Below are 17,830 nucleotides of genomic sequence, written 5' to 3'. Positions count from 1 at the left end.
GGTCAGCGGCCGGTCCAACTCTGCAGGAAAGCCGCGGTTACCCGGGCGGCGTTCGCCGCCGCAATCCGCTTGTAGCAGAAGAACTGGAACGGAAAGCCGGGCAGGTGAAGCGGATCGCCGGGTCCGTCCGTGATGCCCCGGATGCCGACGAACGGGACACCATGCATGTCGACGACGGCCTGCGCGGCCGCGGTCTCCATATCCGTCGCGTCGAATGCCGGATCTGCCGTCGACACGATATTGAGGTTGCTGACCAGGCCGCTTCTCAGCCAGGGGCCCGCTGCCCGGAAGAAGTTGCCGGAATATAGAAAGGAACGGCCGGGTGCACTGCGGGGCTGGCAGCCAAAAACGCTGCCGCCGTGCGGGATGCACGGGAATGCCACGCCGTTGTTGTTGTCATAGCTGCATCCGTCGCCGCCGGCGAACACTCGCGGCCGGTGCCGCAGTTTGATGCGCCCGGCGACGCTGTCCAATGCGACGGAAAGCTTCTCGGTCGTGGCGAGCATCCCGGGATCGACCGAATGAAATGTCTTGCCGCCGTCCAATGTCCACCGCGCCGGTACCGCCACATCCGCGATGCTGGTGCGGCCGCCCCCGCCGGCGACGCCCGAAAAGACCGCTGCGCCAATCGTAATGACGGACCCAGTGGAGAAGCGGCCGAAGGCGGCCTCGGTAGTGTCGGTGGCGTTTCTCAGACCGATACCGGTCATCGCCACGATCACCTTCGTGCCGGCTATCGAGCCAAGGTAAAAGCGCCGACGGTCAGCGACGACCACCGGATCGGGATCGAGCGTGGTGTGTGACAGCACCGCGTCGGCTTCGGCCGGAAAGGCGGACAAGACCAGCGTGCGCCGTTCGCCGCGATTCGTTCCGCCACCCACCGACACAGTAAACGCCACGACCAGGATGACCTGGAAGGGTTCGCGCGGATGAGACCGCCTATGGCACCGCGACAGAGATCTTCCCTAAGATGACATGATGCTCGACCCTGGACGGCCGGCCGTCGCCGAACGGATCCACGCGTGGCTCGAAACATGCCCGCCGGCAAGGTGACTGCTTCATGACCGGACGCCTCGACGGCAAGGTCGCGATCATCACCGGCGCCAGCACCGGCCTGGGACCGGTACTGGGCTCGGTGTTCGTCCGGGAAGGCGCCAAGGTGTTGCTGGCCGCACGGCGCGCGGAGCTGGTCCAGGCCGCCGCGCGCGCGGCCGGCCCCGGCGCCATCGCGATGCGCGCCGACGTGACCGATGAGGACGACGTCGCGGCCATGGTGGCGCGGGCGGTCGACGAGTTCGGTCACGTCGACATCTTGTGCAACAACGCCGCCGCCCCCGGTCAGGACCGCTGGGTCTGGGAACAGACGCTGGACAACTGGAACGCCACCATCGCCATCGACGTCACCGCCGCGATGCTGTGTACCCGTGAGGTTCTCAACCAGTCGATGCTGCAGCGCCGCCGCGGCGTCATCTTGAATTTCTCCTCCACGGTCAGCTATGCCGGCATGGTCCGCAAAACGCACTACGTCACCGCCAAGGCATCGCTGCGGGCGTTCACCAAGGCCGTCGCCCTCGAGGTCGGCCCGCACGGCATCCGGTGCAATTGCATTGTGCCCGGTGCCATCGACACCGAACTGTGGCGCAACTGGGTGCAACGCATCGCGAACGAGCAGGGTGTCGACGCCGAAACCGTCCGCGCCAGGCAACTCAAGGGCGTTGCATTGCAAGATATCTCCTCGCCCGAGGACATCGCCAACCTGGCGCTGTTCCTCGCCAGCGACGAAAGCCGCACCATCACAGGCCAATCGATCCCCGTCGATGCCGGGGGGTACATGCAGGGATGAGCGGATACCGTTCCCTCGTCGGCGGTGGCGCGTGATCCGTGTCAGGGCAGGCATATTCAGCCTCACGGGCAGGCCGCCCGATGACGACGACGGCAGTTACCTGCGCTGGCACCTGCTGGATCACCTGCCCGAGCAATACCAGCTGCCGGGCATCGTGCATGGGTTGCGCTGGATCGCCGACGGCGACTACCCCGACCACCGCCTGGCGTCCAATGGACCACTGGGCGACATCGGCAACGCGGTGCACTACCTGGTCGGCGATCCCGTCGAGCAGACCTTCGACGACTTCGTCACCCTCGGGCGCACTTTGCGCGACAACGGTCGCTTCCCAACTGTGCGACCGTCGCTGCAAGTGGCCGGCCTGCGCCTGCTGCAGTGGCAATCCTCGCCACACGCCCTGGTGTCGCCCGAAGTGGTCCCGTTTCGGCCGCACCGCGGCATCGTGCTGATCGTCGAAGAGCCCACGGACGGCCGGCCGGACGATTGGCTGCAGTGGTTGCACGCCGAGCACTACCCTGCCCTGCTCACGACACTCGGCACGGCCGGCGCGTGGACCTTCGGCTCCAGCGCCGGATGGAGCCACCTCCCCCGGGGCTGGCGCACCGATCACCAGTACATCACCGTCGTCTACCTCGACGAGGATCCGCTGACCACCATCGAAACGCTGGCCCCCCTCATCGAAGAGCGTTGGCGTTCAACGGCGGTGCGCCCCGTATTCGCCGGCCCGCTGCGCAGCATGATCAGTTGGGAAGCCTGGCCGTAACAGACAGGCTTTATAGTCCTCATGACCGTCTAGCGGAGGACAGGTATGACGCATCTGAACAAACAGCGATGGGTCGCTCGCTCGGCGGCCGCGCTCGGCCTGGTGGCGTTGGGGGCGGTCCTGCCGGCCTGTTCCAGCAAGGGTGATCACCCGGCCGCCGCCCCGAGCTCAGGACCGCCGTTGGCAAGCACGACCGTCATGATCGATGGAAACAGGCACACGATCATCGCCGCGGTGGACTGCACCCGCTCTGCGGCGCAACCGAGCGCGTCGCCTCCGGAATCCGGCGACCTCACCACCCGAATCAGCGTGCACGACGATAACGCGTCGGTCTCGCTGGCCATCTCCGACGAGCAGCCGCCCAGCGTCGACGCGTTCGGTATTTCGCTCAAGCTGGACAACGGCCAGTACCAATTGCCGTACCAGGGAACCAAATCGCCCACTCAGGTCCAAGCCACCAAGGTCGGCAAGGGCTACACGGTGACCGGGACTGGTCAGGCGACCACGCCCGGCCAAAGTGGCTTGCGAGACGTCACTTTTGGAATCCACGTGGCGTGCCCATAGGCACATGTTGTCTGTCGCGGCCCCCTCTGCGATGCTGGCAGCTTGGACATCTTCGCGCAGTGGCAAGACGGCGGCAGCGAGCTTCGTTGGCGCTCGACAACCGCGGCCAACGGCGGCCAGGAGGTCACGGTGTTCAGTCGCCGGTGCGGCACCCCCGGGGCGCCCGCATTGGTCTTGGTGCACGGCTTTCCCACCAGCAGCATCGACTACTTCGCGCTGGCCGGTGAACTGAGCGCCGACTTCGACATCTACCTGCTGGACTTCCCCGGCTACGGACTCTCCGACAAACCACCCGAGCCCTATGTGTACTCGCTCTACGACGACGCGCGCCTGCTGATCTATGCGATCACCCAGGTGTGGGGGCTCACCGAATACCGCATGCTCACCCACGACCGCGGCAGCAGCGTCGGCATGATCGCGGCGGGCATGCTGGCCGCAAAAGATCCACCGACGGCGCCCGTCGATTTGATCTTGACTAACGCCAACATCTACCTTCCGCTGTCCAACCTCACCGCTTTCCAGACCGCGCTGCTCGACCCCGCGACCGCGCGGGCCACCGCGGCGGCCACGACGCCCGAGATGCTGGCGGCGGGCATGGGCGCGAGCACGTTCATGCCGCGGCGCACGCTGGAAGACCCGGAGATCGCCGCGTTGGCCAAGTGCTTCGCCCACAACGACGGAATCCGCGTGCTGCCCGACACCATCCAATATCTGCACGAGCGCGCCGCCGACGAAACCGGTTGGCTGGAAGCGCTTTCCACGAGTGAGGTCAACACCACGGTGGTGTGGGGCGTGCACGACAACGTTTCACCGTTGCGGGTCCCCAACTACGTCTGGCAGACGTATCTGAAGAACAAGCCGGGTCGCAACCGCTACTGGGTGCTGCCCGGCGCCGACCACTACCTGCAGTGCGACGCCCCCGAACAACTAGCCCAGATCGTGCGTCTCACCGCCCAGGGTGGGGATATTCCGTTGCAGACCTTGGGAAATCGGCCCGACGGCGCGGTATTGGTGGACCACAGCGCGCATTAGCTTCGCCCAGTGTGAAGTTAGCTTCACGTTCGGCGTCGAGCGTGAAACTAACTTCACGCTCGACGCAAAACGAGCAGCCCGCTAACCCACGACGACGGGCAAACGTGCCCACCCACGCACGCTCGCGGTATGCGCCCGTTGGGCATTCGCATAGTCGACTTCCCAGTCGGGCCAACGCTTCAACACCTCTTCGAAGGCCACCCGCGCCTCCAACCGGGCCAGCGCCGAGCCCAGGCAGAAGTGCAGGCCCTGCCCGAAGCTGAGATGGCTTCCGCGACGGTGGATGTCGTAGCGATCCGCGTCGGGGAAGTGGCTCTCGTCGCGGTTGGCCGAGGCGTTCAGCAATAGCATGAACGATCCTTCGGGGACCGTGCGGCCGTAGTGCTCGGCGTCGCGCGCGACGTAGCGGGCCTGAACCGGTGACGGCGGCTCGTACCGCAGCGTCTCCTCGATCGCGCCGGGGATCAGCGACGGGTCCGCGACGAGTTCGCGGCGTTGATCCGGGTGATCCGAGAGCAGTTGGCCCATGAAACCGATGAGGCGAGCGGTGGTTTCGTTGCCTGCGCCGGCGATCATCGCGGTGTAAGCCAGCACCTCGGTCCGCGACAGGGGCCGCCGCGTGCCGTCCGGCTCGTCGATCTCGGCCCGCAACAGTTCGGTCATGAGGTCGTCGGATGGATGATTGGCCCGCCATTCGATGTACTCGGCAAATAAGGCAATGGAATTCGCGAAGACGTTCGCATCGACCGCGGCGGGGTCGCTGTCCTTGGACAATTCGATGTTCGCGACGCTGCGGTCGCGGATCTTCTCTTGGTCGGCTTCGGGAATGCCGAGGAGGTATCCGATGGTCCGCATCGGCATCATCGCGCCCAGGTCCGCGATGAAATCGAAGCCGCTCCCGCCGATCAGCGGGTCGAGCTCGCGGATGCAGAACCCACGCACCAAGTCCTCCACGGCGAGCATGCGCCGGGGCGTGAAGACCCGGGACAGCAGTTTGCGGTGCAGGTCGTGCAACGGAGGATCCTCGAACAGCAGAATGCCCGGGGGCACTTCGATATTCGCGAACAAGATGTCGGCGGTGGTGCCCCGCCCGGAGCGGTAGGTCTCCCAGTTGGGCAGTTCGCGCACGACGTCGTCGTATCGACTCAGCGCGTAGAAGTTGTACTTCTCGTTGTAGTACAGCGGGGCTTCTTCGCGCATCCGCTTCCACACCGGATAGGGGTCCGAGTCGATCTCGACGTCGAATGGGTCGTAGTACAACTCGATGGCACTGGGGCTCGTCATAGTCGGATCCCTAACTCAGTCGTTGCGGTGCAAGAAGCCGTGCAAGAGCGCTTGAACGAGTTCCTCAACGATCACCTCCCGGGGCGGCGGTTCGTTGCCGAAGTAGGTCGAACGCAACGCTGCCATGCCCGCGATCATCGAGACCGTCGAGTGGGCCGGCAGGTCGGGGTGGTCGGACCGCAACCCCCGCAATTGCATGCCCTCGACGCTGATTTGGCCCAATACCGTGACCGCCCTGCGGATCTCGGCGATGCCGGCGTCCACCTTTTCCTCGTCGCTCAGATTTTCGGCCGCCATCAACGTCAACAGCAGACCCTGATGTTCGACGAACACGTCGTACAGTTGTGACACGAAAAGCCGGGTCAGCTCCTCTTCGTCGGTCTCCTCGGGGACGACGGACTGCCAGGTTGCCCCGAATTCGTCGACGAAGCTCACGAACGGCACGACGAGCGCCTCGCGAAACAGCGCCGCCTTCGACCCGAAATTACGGAACAGCAGGTGTTCGGTGACGCCGGCGGCCTGCGCGATCTCACGCGTCGTGGTGCTTCGGTAGTCCTGGCCGGCGAACAGGGCCCGGGCCGCGTCGAGCAGCAGCCGGCGTGGCTCCCCGCGGGGACGGCGCGCCACCGTAACCGGTTGCGGCCGCCTAGTTGCTCGCTGAGCCACCGATGTCCACTCCCGTCGAATCCGCCTTGAGGATAGTAACTGCTATCCACATAGGATAGTATCCACTACCTTAAAGGCGAAATCATCGAAAGGGCGACACAATGGGCGCTGTCATCATGCTCGGCACGCTGTTCGGCCTGATCGCTTTGATCTTCGGGTTGGTACTGCGCTTCGATCCCGAGGCGCGGCGCACGCCGAGCGACGACGGCCGCCGGTGAGCGCCCAGATGACGCCGGTGATGGCCGGGGCTCAGTACTTTTCGTACGCCGCGAGCATCGCGTTCCTGACCATCGGGATCTACCTGAGCTACCGTCGGCGCCGCACCCATCCGCTGTTGCTTCTTGGCATCTCGGCGATCTCGTTCTCCTGGATCGAGTCACCCTATGACTGGGCGATGTACGCGCAGTTTCCGCCCGGACTGCCCCGCATGCCGTCCTGGTGGCCATTGAACGTGACGTGGGAAGGCTTGCCGTTGGCGGTGCCGATCGGCTACGTCTCCTACTTCATCATCCCGGCGGTGACCGGGGCCGCCCTCGGACGGTGGCTGAGCGCAAAGTTCAACTGGCGCAGGCCGATTACCCTGCTCGTGGTCGGCCTCGTCGTCGGCTTCTGCTGGGCATTGTTCTTCAACGCCTACACCGGGGCCCAGCTCGGCAACTTCTATTACGGCTACGTGATTCCCGGGCTCGCGATCTTCGAGGGCACCAAGCACCAGTACCCGCTCTACGACTCGCTGGCCATGGGCATCCAGATGATGCTTTTCACCTATCTACTGGGCCGCACCGACGCCGAAGGACGCAACGTCATCGACATGTGGGCCGACAAGCGATCAAAGAGCCGGGGCCAGTCCGCGGCGCTGTCGATCGCGGCCGTCGTCGTCGTCGGGCACCTGGTATATGGCGCGGTCTTTGCGCCCCATCTCATCACGAAGCTGGCCGGCTATGTGACCGCGGGCCCGACCGAACAGCTCTATCCAGGCGTACCGAACCAACCCAAATAACGGGCCGTCAGCCGAGCGCCTCGGGCAGCACGACCTCGCCCACGCGCTTCAGATACGGCCACGCGATGTCGGGTGGCAACCCGCCGCACAGCGGCGACAGGTTGAGCACCTGGCCGGCTTTGACGCGCGAAATCGCTTCGGGCACAGAGATAATCACGTGCGACGTCCCCGTCTCGCGCAGCTCTTCGATGCTGTTCACGTGGCTGAAGCCCGCCGTCGTCTCGTCGCCGGGGTTCCACGCCGCGTAGCTGCGCACGTCGTGCAGCAGGTGCTCGCCGATCTCCTTCCACGCCTGATCCACATCGTCGGCGACGAACACGACCGAAGGGGTGTTGCGGTCGGGAAACATCGTCGGGCCGGGCGTGTGGCCGTGCTCGCGGCACGCCTCTTCGTAGGCCTCCTGCATGCCGGGCGCGTTGGCGTTTCCCAGCATGCCCAGGCCGTACCTGCCGGCCCGACGGGCCGCAGCGAGCGTTCCCCCGCCCCACATCAGTCCGGGGCCGCCGGGAGTCAGCGGGCGGGGTGTCACGGTGATCCGCCGACCGTCTTCGACGACGGTTTCACCGGCGAGCAGGCGCCGGAGCAGCGCGAGCTTCTCGTCGCAGACCCGGCCGCGCTTCTTGATCGGCACGCCGAAGTGCTCGAACTCCTCGGGCCGGTAGCCCAGCGCCAGAATGTAGGAGGCGCGCCCGTTGCTGATGATGTCGAGCACCGCCATGTCCTCGGCGAGCCGCACCGCTTCGTAGAACGGCAGGATCAGGATCAGGCTCAGCGCCAGCCGCTGCGTTCGCGCTGCCACCGCCGAGGCCAGCAGGAACGGTGAGGGCAGGTAGCCGTCCTCGGACGCATGGTGTTCACAGAGGATTGCGGCCAGGCCACCGTGTTCTTCGGCCCAGGCCGACATTTCGGGTGCCGCGGCGTAGAGATCGGCTGGGGGCGCCGCCCATTCGGGGTCGCGCATGTCGAAGCGCAGTGTGTACACGGCTGACTCCTAGCTGGCCTAATCGTTGTGCTGCACGTTACACGTTCAGTCGGAGGCGTAAAGCGGAAGAGTCGTCGGGAGGTCCGGCGCAGGCGGACCCGGCCGCGACGGCGCGGCGGTGCCCGACTACGTGCGCCTGGCGCCCCCATGCGGGGCGCGCATGTCGAACCTGAGCGTGAACATCAGCGGCCGCCGGGATTGGGCGTTACCGCTGCAGGTTAACCTAAGATTTGTTCATTAGGATAGTACTTACTCTCTTAAACCCTTGACCGTGCGGCATAGCGGCTGTTAGCTTCCGAGACGAACGTTGGGTCACTGCTGCCGTAAGGGCAACGGACGCCTCAGCTTTCGCCGCGCACGCACCCGAGGAGGAACAAGATGACGGCTCATCGCGTGGTGGTGTGGGCGACAGGTGGCATCGGCTCGATCGCCATCCGCGCGATCCAGCGGCGCCCCAATCTCGATCTTGTCGGCGTGTGGGTGCATTCGGAAGAGAAGGTCGGCAAGGACGCGGGCGAACTGGCCGGCGGTGAGCCGATCGGCCTCAAAGCCACCAACGACGCCGACGCGCTGATCGCGCTCAGGCCCGACTGCATCGTCTATGCCGCCAGCGGTCCGGAGCGCGACGCGCTGGCCATCCCGGATTACGTCAAGCTGCTCGAAGGCGGGATCAACGTCGTGACCACCAGCACCACGCGATTGGTCAATCCACACGCTTACGAGCCCGCGGAGTGGCGCGACCAGCTGGTCGCCGCGGCCAAGCAGGGCCAGGCGTCGCTGTACGCCTCGGGGATCGAGCCGGGCTTCGCTGCCGACTACCTGCCGCTGGTGCTGTCCACCCAGTCGTCGTCGATCGACAAGATCCACTCGTTCGAGATCGGGCTGTATGACGACTACGGCGTTCCCGACATCATGAGCGACGCGCTGGGCTTCGGCCGTCCGCTCGACTACCAGCCGTGGATCAGCTTCCCCGGTGCCATCGCCGGCGAATGGCAGGGGCAGATCCGGTTGATCGCCGACGCGTTGGGGGTCGAAGTCCAGGAAGTCCGCGAGGGTTTCGACCGCGCGGTCACCAACCGGACGCTGGAGGTTGCGATGGGCACCGTCGAGGCCGGAACGTGCGGCGCGCTGCGGATGCAGGCGATCGGCGTCGTCGACGGCCGGGAAGCCATCGTCATCGAGCACGTCACCCGGCTCGCGCATGACGTCGCCCCCGACTGGCCCACCGGGATCGGCGATCTGTCCTACCGGGTCATGATTTCCGGCGATCCGGATATCGATTGCACCCTGGCGGCGACGCTGAAGGATCCCGCCAAGGCCGGCATCGGCGGGATGACCTCCGGGGCCGGCGCTATGGTCGCTACGGCGATGCGCGTCGTCAACGCCGTGCCGTATGTGGTTGCGGCCCAACCGGGATTGCTGAGTTCGGTGGATCTACCGCTGACGATTCCACAAAAGGCGTTTGTCGGGGGCTAGGTCGCGGCGGTTAGTCTGCGGGCGTGACGGTTAATCCGCTCGAGGAACTGACGCTGCAGCAACTCCGGCGTCGCACCAGCATGAAATGGGGCGCGCACCCCGCCGACGTCCTGCCGCTCTGGGTCGCCGAGATGGACGTGACCCTGGCACCGACCGTCGCCGAAGCGCTGCGGAAGGCCATCGACGACGGCGACACCGGATATCCCTGCGGGCACGCGCTGGCGGAAGCCGTCAGCCAGTTCGCCGCGCGGCATTGGCAGTGGCATGACCTCGCAGTGAGCCGCACCGCGCTGGTTCCCGACGTGATGCTCGGTGTGGTCGAGGTGTTGCGCCTGCTCACCGATCGCGGTGACGCGGTCATCGTCAACCCGCCGGTGTATGCGCCGTTCTACGCGTTCGTGTCGCACGACGGCCGTCGCGTCATCGAGGCGCCCCTGGTCGAGGGGCGAATTGACTTGAACGCCTTGGAGAATGCCTTCGTTCGGGCTCGCACGGAAGCCGCAAAGGACACCAAGATCGCCTATCTGTTGTGCAATCCGCACAACCCGACCGGATCGGTCCACACCGCCGACGAACTCCGTGCGGTCGCCGAGCTCGCGCGGCGATTCGGGGTGCGGGTGGTGTCCGACGAGATTCACGCCCCCGTCATCCTGCCGGGATCGCGATTCACCCCGTTCCTCACGGTGCCGGGGGCCGAGAACGCCTTCGCGTTGACCTCGGCGTCGAAGGCTTGGAATCTGTCCGGCCTCAAAGCGGCGCTGGCCATCGCCGGACCGGAGGCCGCCGCCGACCTGAACCGGATGCCGGAGGAGGTCGGTCACGGACCCAGCCACCTCGGCGTCATCGCCCACGCCGAGGCGTTCCGGAGCGGCGACGACTGGCTCGACGCGACCCTGCGGGGCCTGGACGCGAACCGAACCCTGCTGGGCGAGTTGGTCACCGAGCACCTCCCCGGCGTGAAATACCAATGGCCGCAAGGCACTTACCTGGCCTGGCTCGACTGCCGGGAGCTCGGTTTCGACGAGGAAGTCACCGATGGGCTTGCGGTGGTTGCCGACCTGTCGGGCCCGGCGCGCTGGTTCCTCGATCACGCGCGGGTAGCGCTCAGCTCCGGCCATGTGTTCGGAACCGGCGGAACCGGACACGTGCGCTTGAACTTCGCCACCTCGCGAGCGATCCTCACCGAGGCGGTCTCGCGAATGGGCCGAGCCCTGGCCGACGCCCGATAGTGGAGTGTTCAGCTAGGCGGAGACCTCCTCGGCGCCCCGGCCCAAGTTGCGGAACCCTTGTGCGGGCTCCTTCATGCCGAGCGTGAAGGGCAGGGCGTCGAGTTCGAACCTCGTCGTCGCGCCGAACCGGCGCAAAAAGCTGCGCCGCGGCGGCGCGACGTAAACCGGTAACGCCGCAAGGTCGATGTAGTGCGTCGAGGTTTCTCCGATTCCGTCGAAGACGTGCGTCAGCGGCATGCACAGCTCGCGCATCGGCTCGTCGAGGCATGCCGCTACGGGATCGGTCATCAGTACGTATTCGGCTACCGGCACCATGTTTTTCAGCATGCGGTGCACCAGAATGACGTCGAAGCCGGCCAGCTCGACGTGGCGCTTCACCTTCTGATCCGCCACCTCGCCCACGTGCACGACGAACTTCAGCGACAGCTTGTCCAGTTGCGCGCAACTCGCACACTCGCAGGCGATGTCGTTTTTCATTTGCTCACGCCGCTCCAGAAACGAGGCGCGCATCCGTGACAAGCGCTCGCACACCACCGCTTTGGCGTGGCTGTCCGGAGCACAGAAGAACGCGGCGTCACCCTCGAGTTTGGCCAGCTTCAAACCCTTGCCCGCATTGATCACCGACTCCAACAGGGCGGCAACCGTCAGCTGCGCATGGGCAAGGTGCGTCCGGTTCCACTGCATGTAACGCGTGTACCCGCCGATGTCGGCGATGAGCAGAAGCACGCGCCGAATCGCCATGAACACGTCAGTTTAGTTGGCCGAGGTGCGTTGCTCAATGAATCTGCTACTAGACGAACTCGCGTCGGCGCGAGAGGCTTACAGAGGTGCCGGTTCACCGGAGGAGCTGATATGCATGTGCTGCGAACCCCGGACTCCCGATTCGAAAACCTGGAGGACTATCCGTTCGTTGGGCACTACCTTGACGTAACCGCAAGCGACACCCGGCCGCTTCGCATGCACTACCTCGACGAGGGCACTGTCGAAGGGCCACCGATCGTCCTGCTGCACGGCGAGCCCACGTGGAGTTACCTCTACCGGACGATGATCCCGCCTTTGACCGACGCCGGGAACCGCGTGCTCGCGCCCGATCTGATCGGCTTCGGCCGTTCGGACAAGCCCAGCCGGATCGAGGATTACACCTACCAGCGCCACGTGGAGTGGGTGATCTCGTGGTTCGAGCATCTCAACCTCAGGGACGTCACGTTGTTCGTGCAGGACTGGGGATCGCTGATCGGGCTGCGTATCGCCGCCGAGCAGTCCGACCGGGTCGGGCGGCTGGTGGTGGCCAACGGTTTCCTGCCCACGGCACAACGGCGCACCCCGCCCGCCTTCTACGCCTGGCGCGCCTTCGCGCGCTACTCCCCCGTCCTGCCCGCCGGCCGAATCGTCGGCGTCGGGACCGTTCGCCGGGTGCCGTCGAAAGTGCGGGCCGGCTACGACGCGCCTTTTCCCGACAAGACGTATCAAGCCGGGGCCCGAGCGTTCCCCCAGTTGGTGCCCACCTCGCCCGACGACCCGGCGATCCCGGCCAACCGGAAAGCATGGGATGCGCTCGGCCGCTGGGAAAAGCCGTTCCTCGCCATTTTCGGAGCCCGTGATCCCATCCTCGGAAAGGCGGACACGGCCCTGATCAAACACATTCCCGGCGCCGCGGGCCAGCCCCACGCCCGCATCAACGCCAGCCATTTCATCCAAGAGGACCGCGGCCCCGAATTGGCCGAGCGCATCCAGTCTTGGCAACAGGCCTGGCTCTGAGCGAAGGTCAGCGGGCGTTGACCAGCCGTACGAAGCCGCGCATGGCCGCCCTGCTGGCGACGTGACGCGCTCTAGCGAGCGCCGAGCCGCGCTCGGGTGGCGAGGCGGCGCCGAGCCGCGGGAACAGCGCCAGCGCGTTGTCGCGCTCGATCGCCGCGTGGCCGTCCGGGCGCAAACCCGGGTAGGCCTCCAGGCCGGCGGCGAACAGCTTCCCGGCCGCCGTCGGCGCGAAGGGCCAGTCCGAGCCGAAGGTCACGTGGCCGGGCTTGGCGAACGCCAGCAGGCTCGGCAGCGCGGCGGCGCTCGAGGACAGCGCGGTGTCGAAGTAGAAGCCGGCGAAGTCGTCCAGGCTGTCGCTCGGGCTGCGCCCAGTGTCGCCCATGATGCCGACGGCCATCCGGTGCGAGGCGTAGGGTACGAACCCGCCCGCGTGGCTGAGGATGAACTTGATGTTCGGATATCGGTGGCAAATGCCATTGCGCACAAACAAATACGCGGCGCGGGTCGTGTCGAGCAGGAAGTCGACGGCGAACGGGGCGACCCCGTCGATCACCGGTCCGGGCAGCTCGCCGGGATGGATGAACGCCACCGCCGAGCGCGCGTCCAGCGCGGCGAATAGATCGTCCTGTCCGTCCTGCCCGAGGTAGGTCCCGGCACTGTTGGCGAGCAGCACCACCCCGTCGGCGTGCAATTCGTCGAGCGACCTGGCGACCTCGCCGACGGACTCGCGCAGGTGCGGCAGCGGGATGGTGGCGAAGAATCCGAACCGGTCGGGTTGGTCGGCGACGAGCCCGGCGAGGTAGTCGTTGAGGTCGCGGGCCAGCGCGGCCGCGTCGGCCGCGTCCGGCAGGAATGTGGTGCCCGGCGTCGACACCGAGAGTATGGCGGTGGCGACGTTCAGTTCCGCCATGGTCCGCAACGACCCGTCCGGGCTCCAATCCGGCAGCGCCCGGCCTCCCGCCTCGTCAATCCTGGCTTTTCGCAGCATGTCTCGGTAGAAGGCCGGGATGGCGTGGTGGTGAGTGTCGATCCGCAACATCGGGTGCATCGCTCCTCTTGAGGTCGGTGATCAGCGATCGGGAATTCCCGCTCCAGCGAGCGCGGGAACGACGTCCTCCTCGTGCAACAGTGACGCGGCGCCGATCTTGAATTGGGTGAGTTTGTCGATGATCGTTTGTCCCTCTGGAGTGTGGCCCCAGATGCTGATGCCGCGGTAGGTGGCGGGCTCCCAGGTGGCCTCGTCGACCACGATCGGATTCCATCCGACCTCCCATTCGAATCCCGACGGCGTGACGGCGTAGAAGGACAGCTCCTTGTCGTTGGTGTGCTGACCCACGCCCAGCGCCATCCGGAAGCCGAGTTGTTTCACTCGCTGGTAGGCGCCGGTCATGTCGTCGAGGTCGGCCACCTGAATGTTGAGGTGCTGCACGCGAGTGCGGATCGGGTTCAGCCGCATGCGGTCGACGGCGGCGACGGCCACGGTGTGATGACGCTGATTGACCCGCAGGAAGCGGATTTTGAACTTGAGGCCGCTGATCGTTTCGTCGATGAAATCGGTCAGCCGCGCGTCGAACACCGTCTGGTAATACCCACGCACCTGCTGCGGCCGCTTGCTGGTGACGGCGACATGGCCCATACCCGCTGCGCCGGTGACGAATCCGCCTCGCGCGGCCATCTGCAGCGGCTCCACGCCGGCCCGCGCTCGAGTGAAGACCTCTTGGGTGAGGCCGTTGGGTCCGGGGAATCGGACCAGCCGCTCCACACCGCGCAGCGCCGCCTCCTCGTCGGTGCCTTCGGTGGCCGGCACTCCGTGTTGCCTGATGCGGGCCAGGATCGTGTCGAATGACGCGTGGTCATCGATCTGCCAGCCGAGCGCGGTGACGTCCTCGGCGGGTCCGTGCTGTAGCAGAAACCGGCACTGGTTGTCATCGAGGCGAAATCGCATGACGTCGGTCGCGCTGTCGTCGAGGTGCATGCCGATTGCGTCACGGCCGAATCGTCGCCAGTCGCTGAACTTCTCGGTCTCGATCACGATGTAGCCGAGGTGGACGTTGCCGAAAACCGACGTGTTCATTGCTGCGCCTCAAGGAACTCAATTGCCAACCGGTTGAACAGTTCTGCGCGCTCCCACTGCATCCAATGCCCGGTCTTCGAGGTCATCACCAGCTGCGCGTTCGGCAACAGGTTGAACAGCATCGGTCCGCCGGAAGGGCGGTTGACCTTGTCGTCACGGCCCCATAGGACGAGCGTCGGCGTCTTCAAGTTTTTCAGTCTGCTGTCCCGGGTCAGGTCCATCCGCCACAAGGTGCGCGGGGCCGTCGGCCCGGACGGGCGGCGCAGTGGCGGGTCGGCGATCACCTCCGGGTCGATGGAAGCCTGGTAGCGCAGGTCGATGAGATCCTCTGGTACCGCCGCGCCGTCGTACACCAGATACGTGCGGATGAACGCGGCTAGCTTGTCCCGACTCGGGCCCTCTCCGCCGTAGTAAGACAGCAGGGCCTTCAACCCCCGCGTGGGAAGGCCTCTCGTGGTACCGATTCCACCCGGTCCCATCAACACGAGCTTGCCGACACGTTGCGGGGTATCCAGCGCCAGGCGCAGCGCCGCCGCGCCGCCGTACGAGTTGCCGACGAGATGGGCGGTCTCGATACCGAGTTCGTCGATCAACCCGCGGATCATGTCGGCGAGGTAGCCGAAGGGATCGTCGTGGTCGACGCCCTTGACCGACCTGCCGTATCCCGGCATGTCGGGCACGATGACGCGGAAACGCTCCGCGAGTGCGCCGATGTTGCGCGTGTAATTCGACACGCCAGACGCGCCGGGTCCGCCGCCGTGCAGCATCACGACGGCCGGTCCGGCGCCGGCTTCGCAGACGAAGACCGGTTTCCCCGCGACGGTGACCGTGTGCTCGATCGCGTTGGTGAGCGTCATGCGGTCGCCCCGATTCGGGGCGCGGTGTGGATGGTCGCGCGCAGCTCGGTGAAGCCGGACGGTGGTGGCGGCAGCGGCTGTCCGGGCCTCGCCGCTGCGTAAACGAATCCGTCCGGGCGCACCGCGACCGCCGCGGCCTTCTTGCCACGCAGCCAGCGGGTCAGTACCCCGTCGCAATCGCCGAGCGCGGCACGGCTTCTGGTGACGGCCAGCGGTTCGGCTCCCAGCCGCCGCCACCGATCCGCGCCGGCGGGTGCCGCGCCGAGATGCATTACCACCCAACGCCCTCCGATGACATCGTCGAGCCGCCGCCTGGTCCCCTCGGCGTCCGTGATCCATGGTTGCGGCAATTGCCAACCCACGGCCGGATGCGACTCGGCGGCCAACAAGCCGGCGCGGTACCGCGCGTTGGGAATCCAGATCAGCTTCTGTCCGGCCGCGAGGACCCCGGGCAACCGTGTCAACGTTCGCAGGAGGTGATTTCGCAGGAAGGCCAACGTCTTTCGGCGCTCGGTGATGAGCCGCCCGTTGCGCACCGACCGGCGGGTGACCGTGATGACGTGAGGTTTGCGTTCGGCCTGGTAGCTGTCCAGGAGCGAATCGGGCGCCTGCCCTCGCACCACGGCCGCCAATTTCCAGCACAGGTTGGCCGCATCCCGCACACCGGCCGACATGCCCTGACCGATCCAGGGCGGCATCGCGTGGGCGGCATCGCCGGCCAAGAAAATCCGGCCGACGCGCCACCGGTCGGCGACCCGCACGTGGTGGCTGTATATGACGGCGCGCAGGATTTTTACCTCGTCCTCGGTGATGCCTTGCTCGTGCAGAACCTGCCAGACCGCCTCATCGGTGACGAGCTGTTGCTCGTCCTCGTCGGTGCGGGCCGGGTATTCCCAGCGGTGATGACCCAGCGGCGTGGGGCAGTCCACGGTCGGGCGGGCCGGGTTGCAGTGAAACCGCAGCCGGTCGTGACCATCCCACTCGCGAATCACCTTGGTGTCGATCACAACCCAGCGTTCGGTGTAGGTGCGCCCGGCGTAGCCGACACCGAGCAGGCCGCGGGTCGGCGAGGAACCACCATCGGCGGCGATCACGTAGGAAGCCCGAAGTCGTGTGAAGGTGTCGGTGCGAAGATCGGCCAGCATGAGTTCGACCCACGACTCGCCATTGGCCGCGCGCAGGCACTCGTGCTCGAGTAGCACCTCGACGTTGCCGAAGCGGTCGACGCCCTCGCGGAGCACGTGGTCGACCGCGGGTTGGTACAGGAACTGCTGCGGCGGATGCCCGCAGCCGCGGGGCGTCATGGTGGTTTCCACGAACGGCACGCCGTTGGCGTCGACCCAGGCCAACGGCCGGTCGGGCAGCATGTCGCGTTGCAGCCGATCGGCCAAGCCGATGGACTGCCAGATGCGCATCACCTCCTCATCGGTGGAGATGGCCCTCGCCCGCCCGTACACGTCCGGGTCGCGCTCGATCACGACAACGCTAAGCCCCAGGCGGCCAAGCAGATTCGCCGCAGTGGCACCCGTGGGGCCATAGCCGATCACCGCCACGTCGTAGACCGGATGCTCGTCCATTGCCGTCTCGCCTTCGCGTCGCACTTGATTCTGTAGTGATCGCTACGGTAATGTAGTGATCACTACGGAGTCAAGACCCAACGGCAAGGAGTTCCCGTGGCCACCAGCGACAAGCCACAACGGCGCCGCCGCCTCGACGGGGAGACGTCCCGGGTCCGTATCTTGGACGCGGCCACCGAGATCGCCAGCGAGCGCGGTTACGAGGGCACCAGCATCGCGCTGGTCAGCGCCAAGTGCGGTCTGCCGGCCAGTTCCATCTACTGGCACTTCAAGGACAAGGACGACCTGATCGCCGCGGTGATCGAACGCAGCTTCGCGCACTGGCTTTCGGCGTGGGAGATGCCGCGCGAAGGCAGCGCGCGGGAGCGCCTTGTCACGATGGCGATGCAAATCGCCAAGGCGCTGTTGGACTCTCCCGACTTTCTGCGGCTCGGATTGATGCTCGCCCTGGAACGTCGGCCCGTCGAGCCGCGGGCGCGTGCGATGTTCCTGGCCGTTCGCGACCGCGCGGTCGAGGCGCTCAGCCCGGCCATTCGAGAACTCGCGACGGGCCTGACCGACGCACAGGTCCGTCAGTTGGCCACCTACGCAATCGCGGGGGCTGACGGCCTGTTCATCGCCAAGGAGGTCGGCGGCGACTCCGTGGACCTGCCGGCCTTATTCGAGATGCACGCGGCCGCCCTCTACGACAGCGCCCTGCGCATGATCACCGAGTCCAAGTGACC

General features: G+C 66.2%; 18 protein-coding genes. 9 read left to right on the top strand and 9 right to left on the bottom strand.

All coding sequences use genetic code 11. The features are described 5' to 3' along the window. Positions 1-2: 2 nt before the first annotated feature. On the bottom strand, positions 3-881 hold the full coding sequence (locus AC5Y4T_RS04005; protein ID WP_499952179.1) for a 5'-methylthioadenosine/S-adenosylhomocysteine nucleosidase family protein: 879 nt from the start codon (positions 879-881) through the stop codon (positions 3-5). A 179-nt stretch (positions 882-1,060) separates the two neighbouring features. On the opposite strand from AC5Y4T_RS04005, the gene AC5Y4T_RS04000 reads away from it, so the two are divergent. From AC5Y4T_RS04000 to AC5Y4T_RS03985, 4 genes are read left to right on the top strand one after another with little or no spacing between them, the layout of a single operon-like run. After that, positions 1,061-1,843, top strand: coding sequence for an SDR family NAD(P)-dependent oxidoreductase (locus AC5Y4T_RS04000; RefSeq protein ID WP_499952176.1), 783 nt, complete (start codon positions 1,061-1,063; stop codon positions 1,841-1,843). A 34-nt stretch (positions 1,844-1,877) separates the two neighbouring features. After that, positions 1,878-2,606 (top strand): hypothetical protein, encoded by a 729-nt coding sequence (locus AC5Y4T_RS03995; protein ID WP_499952332.1) that lies wholly within the window; start codon positions 1,878-1,880, stop codon positions 2,604-2,606. 45 nt (positions 2,607-2,651) lie between these two features. Then, on the top strand, positions 2,652-3,170 hold the full coding sequence (locus tag AC5Y4T_RS03990; RefSeq protein ID WP_499952173.1) for a lipoprotein LpqH: 519 nt from the start codon (positions 2,652-2,654) through the stop codon (positions 3,168-3,170). Between the two features lie 42 nt (positions 3,171-3,212). After that, positions 3,213-4,202 carry an alpha/beta fold hydrolase gene (locus AC5Y4T_RS03985; RefSeq protein ID WP_499952170.1) on the top strand — a complete coding sequence of 330 codons (990 nt, stop codon included), beginning with the start codon at positions 3,213-3,215 and terminating at the stop codon, positions 4,200-4,202. A gap of 81 nt (positions 4,203-4,283) precedes the next feature. Here the strand turns inward: AC5Y4T_RS03985 and AC5Y4T_RS03980 are convergent, their stop codons facing one another. Then, a complete protein-coding gene (locus AC5Y4T_RS03980; RefSeq protein ID WP_499952167.1) occupies positions 4,284-5,486 on the bottom strand; it encodes a cytochrome P450 in 1,203 nt (400 codons plus the stop codon). A 15-nt stretch (positions 5,487-5,501) separates the two neighbouring features. Then, positions 5,502-6,152: a TetR/AcrR family transcriptional regulator gene (locus AC5Y4T_RS03975; protein WP_499950725.1), complete on the bottom strand. Its 651-nt coding sequence runs from the start codon at positions 6,150-6,152 to the stop codon at positions 5,502-5,504. Between the two features lie 214 nt (positions 6,153-6,366). On the opposite strand from AC5Y4T_RS03975, the gene AC5Y4T_RS03970 reads away from it, so the two are divergent. Then, the gene (locus AC5Y4T_RS03970; RefSeq protein WP_499952163.1) at positions 6,367-7,152 is read left to right on the top strand and encodes a spirocyclase AveC family protein; all 786 of its coding nucleotides are present in this window, start codon (positions 6,367-6,369) and stop codon (positions 7,150-7,152) included. Positions 7,153-7,159: 7 nt separating this feature from the next. Here the strand turns inward: AC5Y4T_RS03970 and AC5Y4T_RS03965 are convergent, their stop codons facing one another. Then, positions 7,160-8,134, bottom strand: coding sequence for an LLM class flavin-dependent oxidoreductase (locus AC5Y4T_RS03965; protein ID WP_499915680.1), 975 nt, complete (start codon positions 8,132-8,134; stop codon positions 7,160-7,162). A gap of 378 nt (positions 8,135-8,512) precedes the next feature. Here AC5Y4T_RS03965 and AC5Y4T_RS03960 point away from each other — a divergent pair, with 378 nt between their 5' ends. Together AC5Y4T_RS03960 and AC5Y4T_RS03955 are read left to right on the top strand one after the other, a co-directional pair. Beyond that, positions 8,513-9,610 (top strand): NAD(P)H-dependent amine dehydrogenase family protein, encoded by a 1,098-nt coding sequence (locus AC5Y4T_RS03960; RefSeq protein WP_499952162.1) that lies wholly within the window; start codon positions 8,513-8,515, stop codon positions 9,608-9,610. Positions 9,611-9,633: 23 nt separating this feature from the next. Next, complete coding sequence (locus tag AC5Y4T_RS03955) at positions 9,634-10,839, top strand: MalY/PatB family protein (protein WP_499952161.1); 1,206 nt, start codon at positions 9,634-9,636, stop codon at positions 10,837-10,839. A gap of 12 nt (positions 10,840-10,851) precedes the next feature. Here the strand turns inward: AC5Y4T_RS03955 and AC5Y4T_RS03950 are convergent, their stop codons facing one another. Then, positions 10,852-11,580 carry a DUF2652 domain-containing protein gene (locus AC5Y4T_RS03950; RefSeq protein ID WP_499952160.1) on the bottom strand — a complete coding sequence of 243 codons (729 nt, stop codon included), beginning with the start codon at positions 11,578-11,580 and terminating at the stop codon, positions 10,852-10,854. A gap of 111 nt (positions 11,581-11,691) precedes the next feature. Here AC5Y4T_RS03950 and AC5Y4T_RS03945 point away from each other — a divergent pair, with 111 nt between their 5' ends. Beyond that, positions 11,692-12,597, top strand: a complete 906-nt coding sequence (locus tag AC5Y4T_RS03945; protein WP_499915672.1) for a haloalkane dehalogenase — start codon at positions 11,692-11,694, stop codon at positions 12,595-12,597. A gap of 7 nt (positions 12,598-12,604) precedes the next feature. Here the strand turns inward: AC5Y4T_RS03945 and AC5Y4T_RS03940 are convergent, their stop codons facing one another. Genes AC5Y4T_RS03940 through AC5Y4T_RS03925 form a run of 4 tightly spaced genes read right to left on the bottom strand, consistent with a single transcriptional unit; the run spans position 12,605 to position 17,105 of the window. Then, the gene (locus AC5Y4T_RS03940) at positions 12,605-13,636 is read right to left on the bottom strand and encodes an amidohydrolase family protein (protein WP_499952159.1); all 1,032 of its coding nucleotides are present in this window, start codon (positions 13,634-13,636) and stop codon (positions 12,605-12,607) included. 30 nt (positions 13,637-13,666) lie between these two features. Then, positions 13,667-14,671 carry a VOC family protein gene (locus tag AC5Y4T_RS03935; RefSeq protein ID WP_499952157.1) on the bottom strand — a complete coding sequence of 335 codons (1,005 nt, stop codon included), beginning with the start codon at positions 14,669-14,671 and terminating at the stop codon, positions 13,667-13,669. Then, the gene (locus AC5Y4T_RS03930; RefSeq protein ID WP_499952155.1) at positions 14,668-15,528 is read right to left on the bottom strand and encodes an alpha/beta fold hydrolase; all 861 of its coding nucleotides are present in this window, start codon (positions 15,526-15,528) and stop codon (positions 14,668-14,670) included. Before AC5Y4T_RS03930 ends, AC5Y4T_RS03935 begins: the two co-directional genes overlap by 4 nt. Then, entirely contained in the window at positions 15,525-17,105 is a 1,581-nt protein-coding gene (locus AC5Y4T_RS03925; protein ID WP_499952153.1) for a bifunctional 3-(3-hydroxy-phenyl)propionate/3-hydroxycinnamic acid hydroxylase, read from the bottom strand. The genes AC5Y4T_RS03930 and AC5Y4T_RS03925 overlap by 4 nt, the downstream gene beginning before the upstream one ends. A gap of 96 nt (positions 17,106-17,201) precedes the next feature. Between AC5Y4T_RS03925 and AC5Y4T_RS03920 the strand changes: the two genes are divergently transcribed. Further along, entirely contained in the window at positions 17,202-17,828 is a 627-nt protein-coding gene (locus AC5Y4T_RS03920; protein WP_499952151.1) for a TetR/AcrR family transcriptional regulator, read from the top strand. Positions 17,829-17,830 lie beyond the last annotated feature (2 nt).

Source organism: Mycobacterium sp. NGS11 (genome assembly GCF_059813315.1).
Note: the sequence above shows the minus strand (reverse complement) of the source record. Positions and strands in the feature narration are given on the sequence as shown.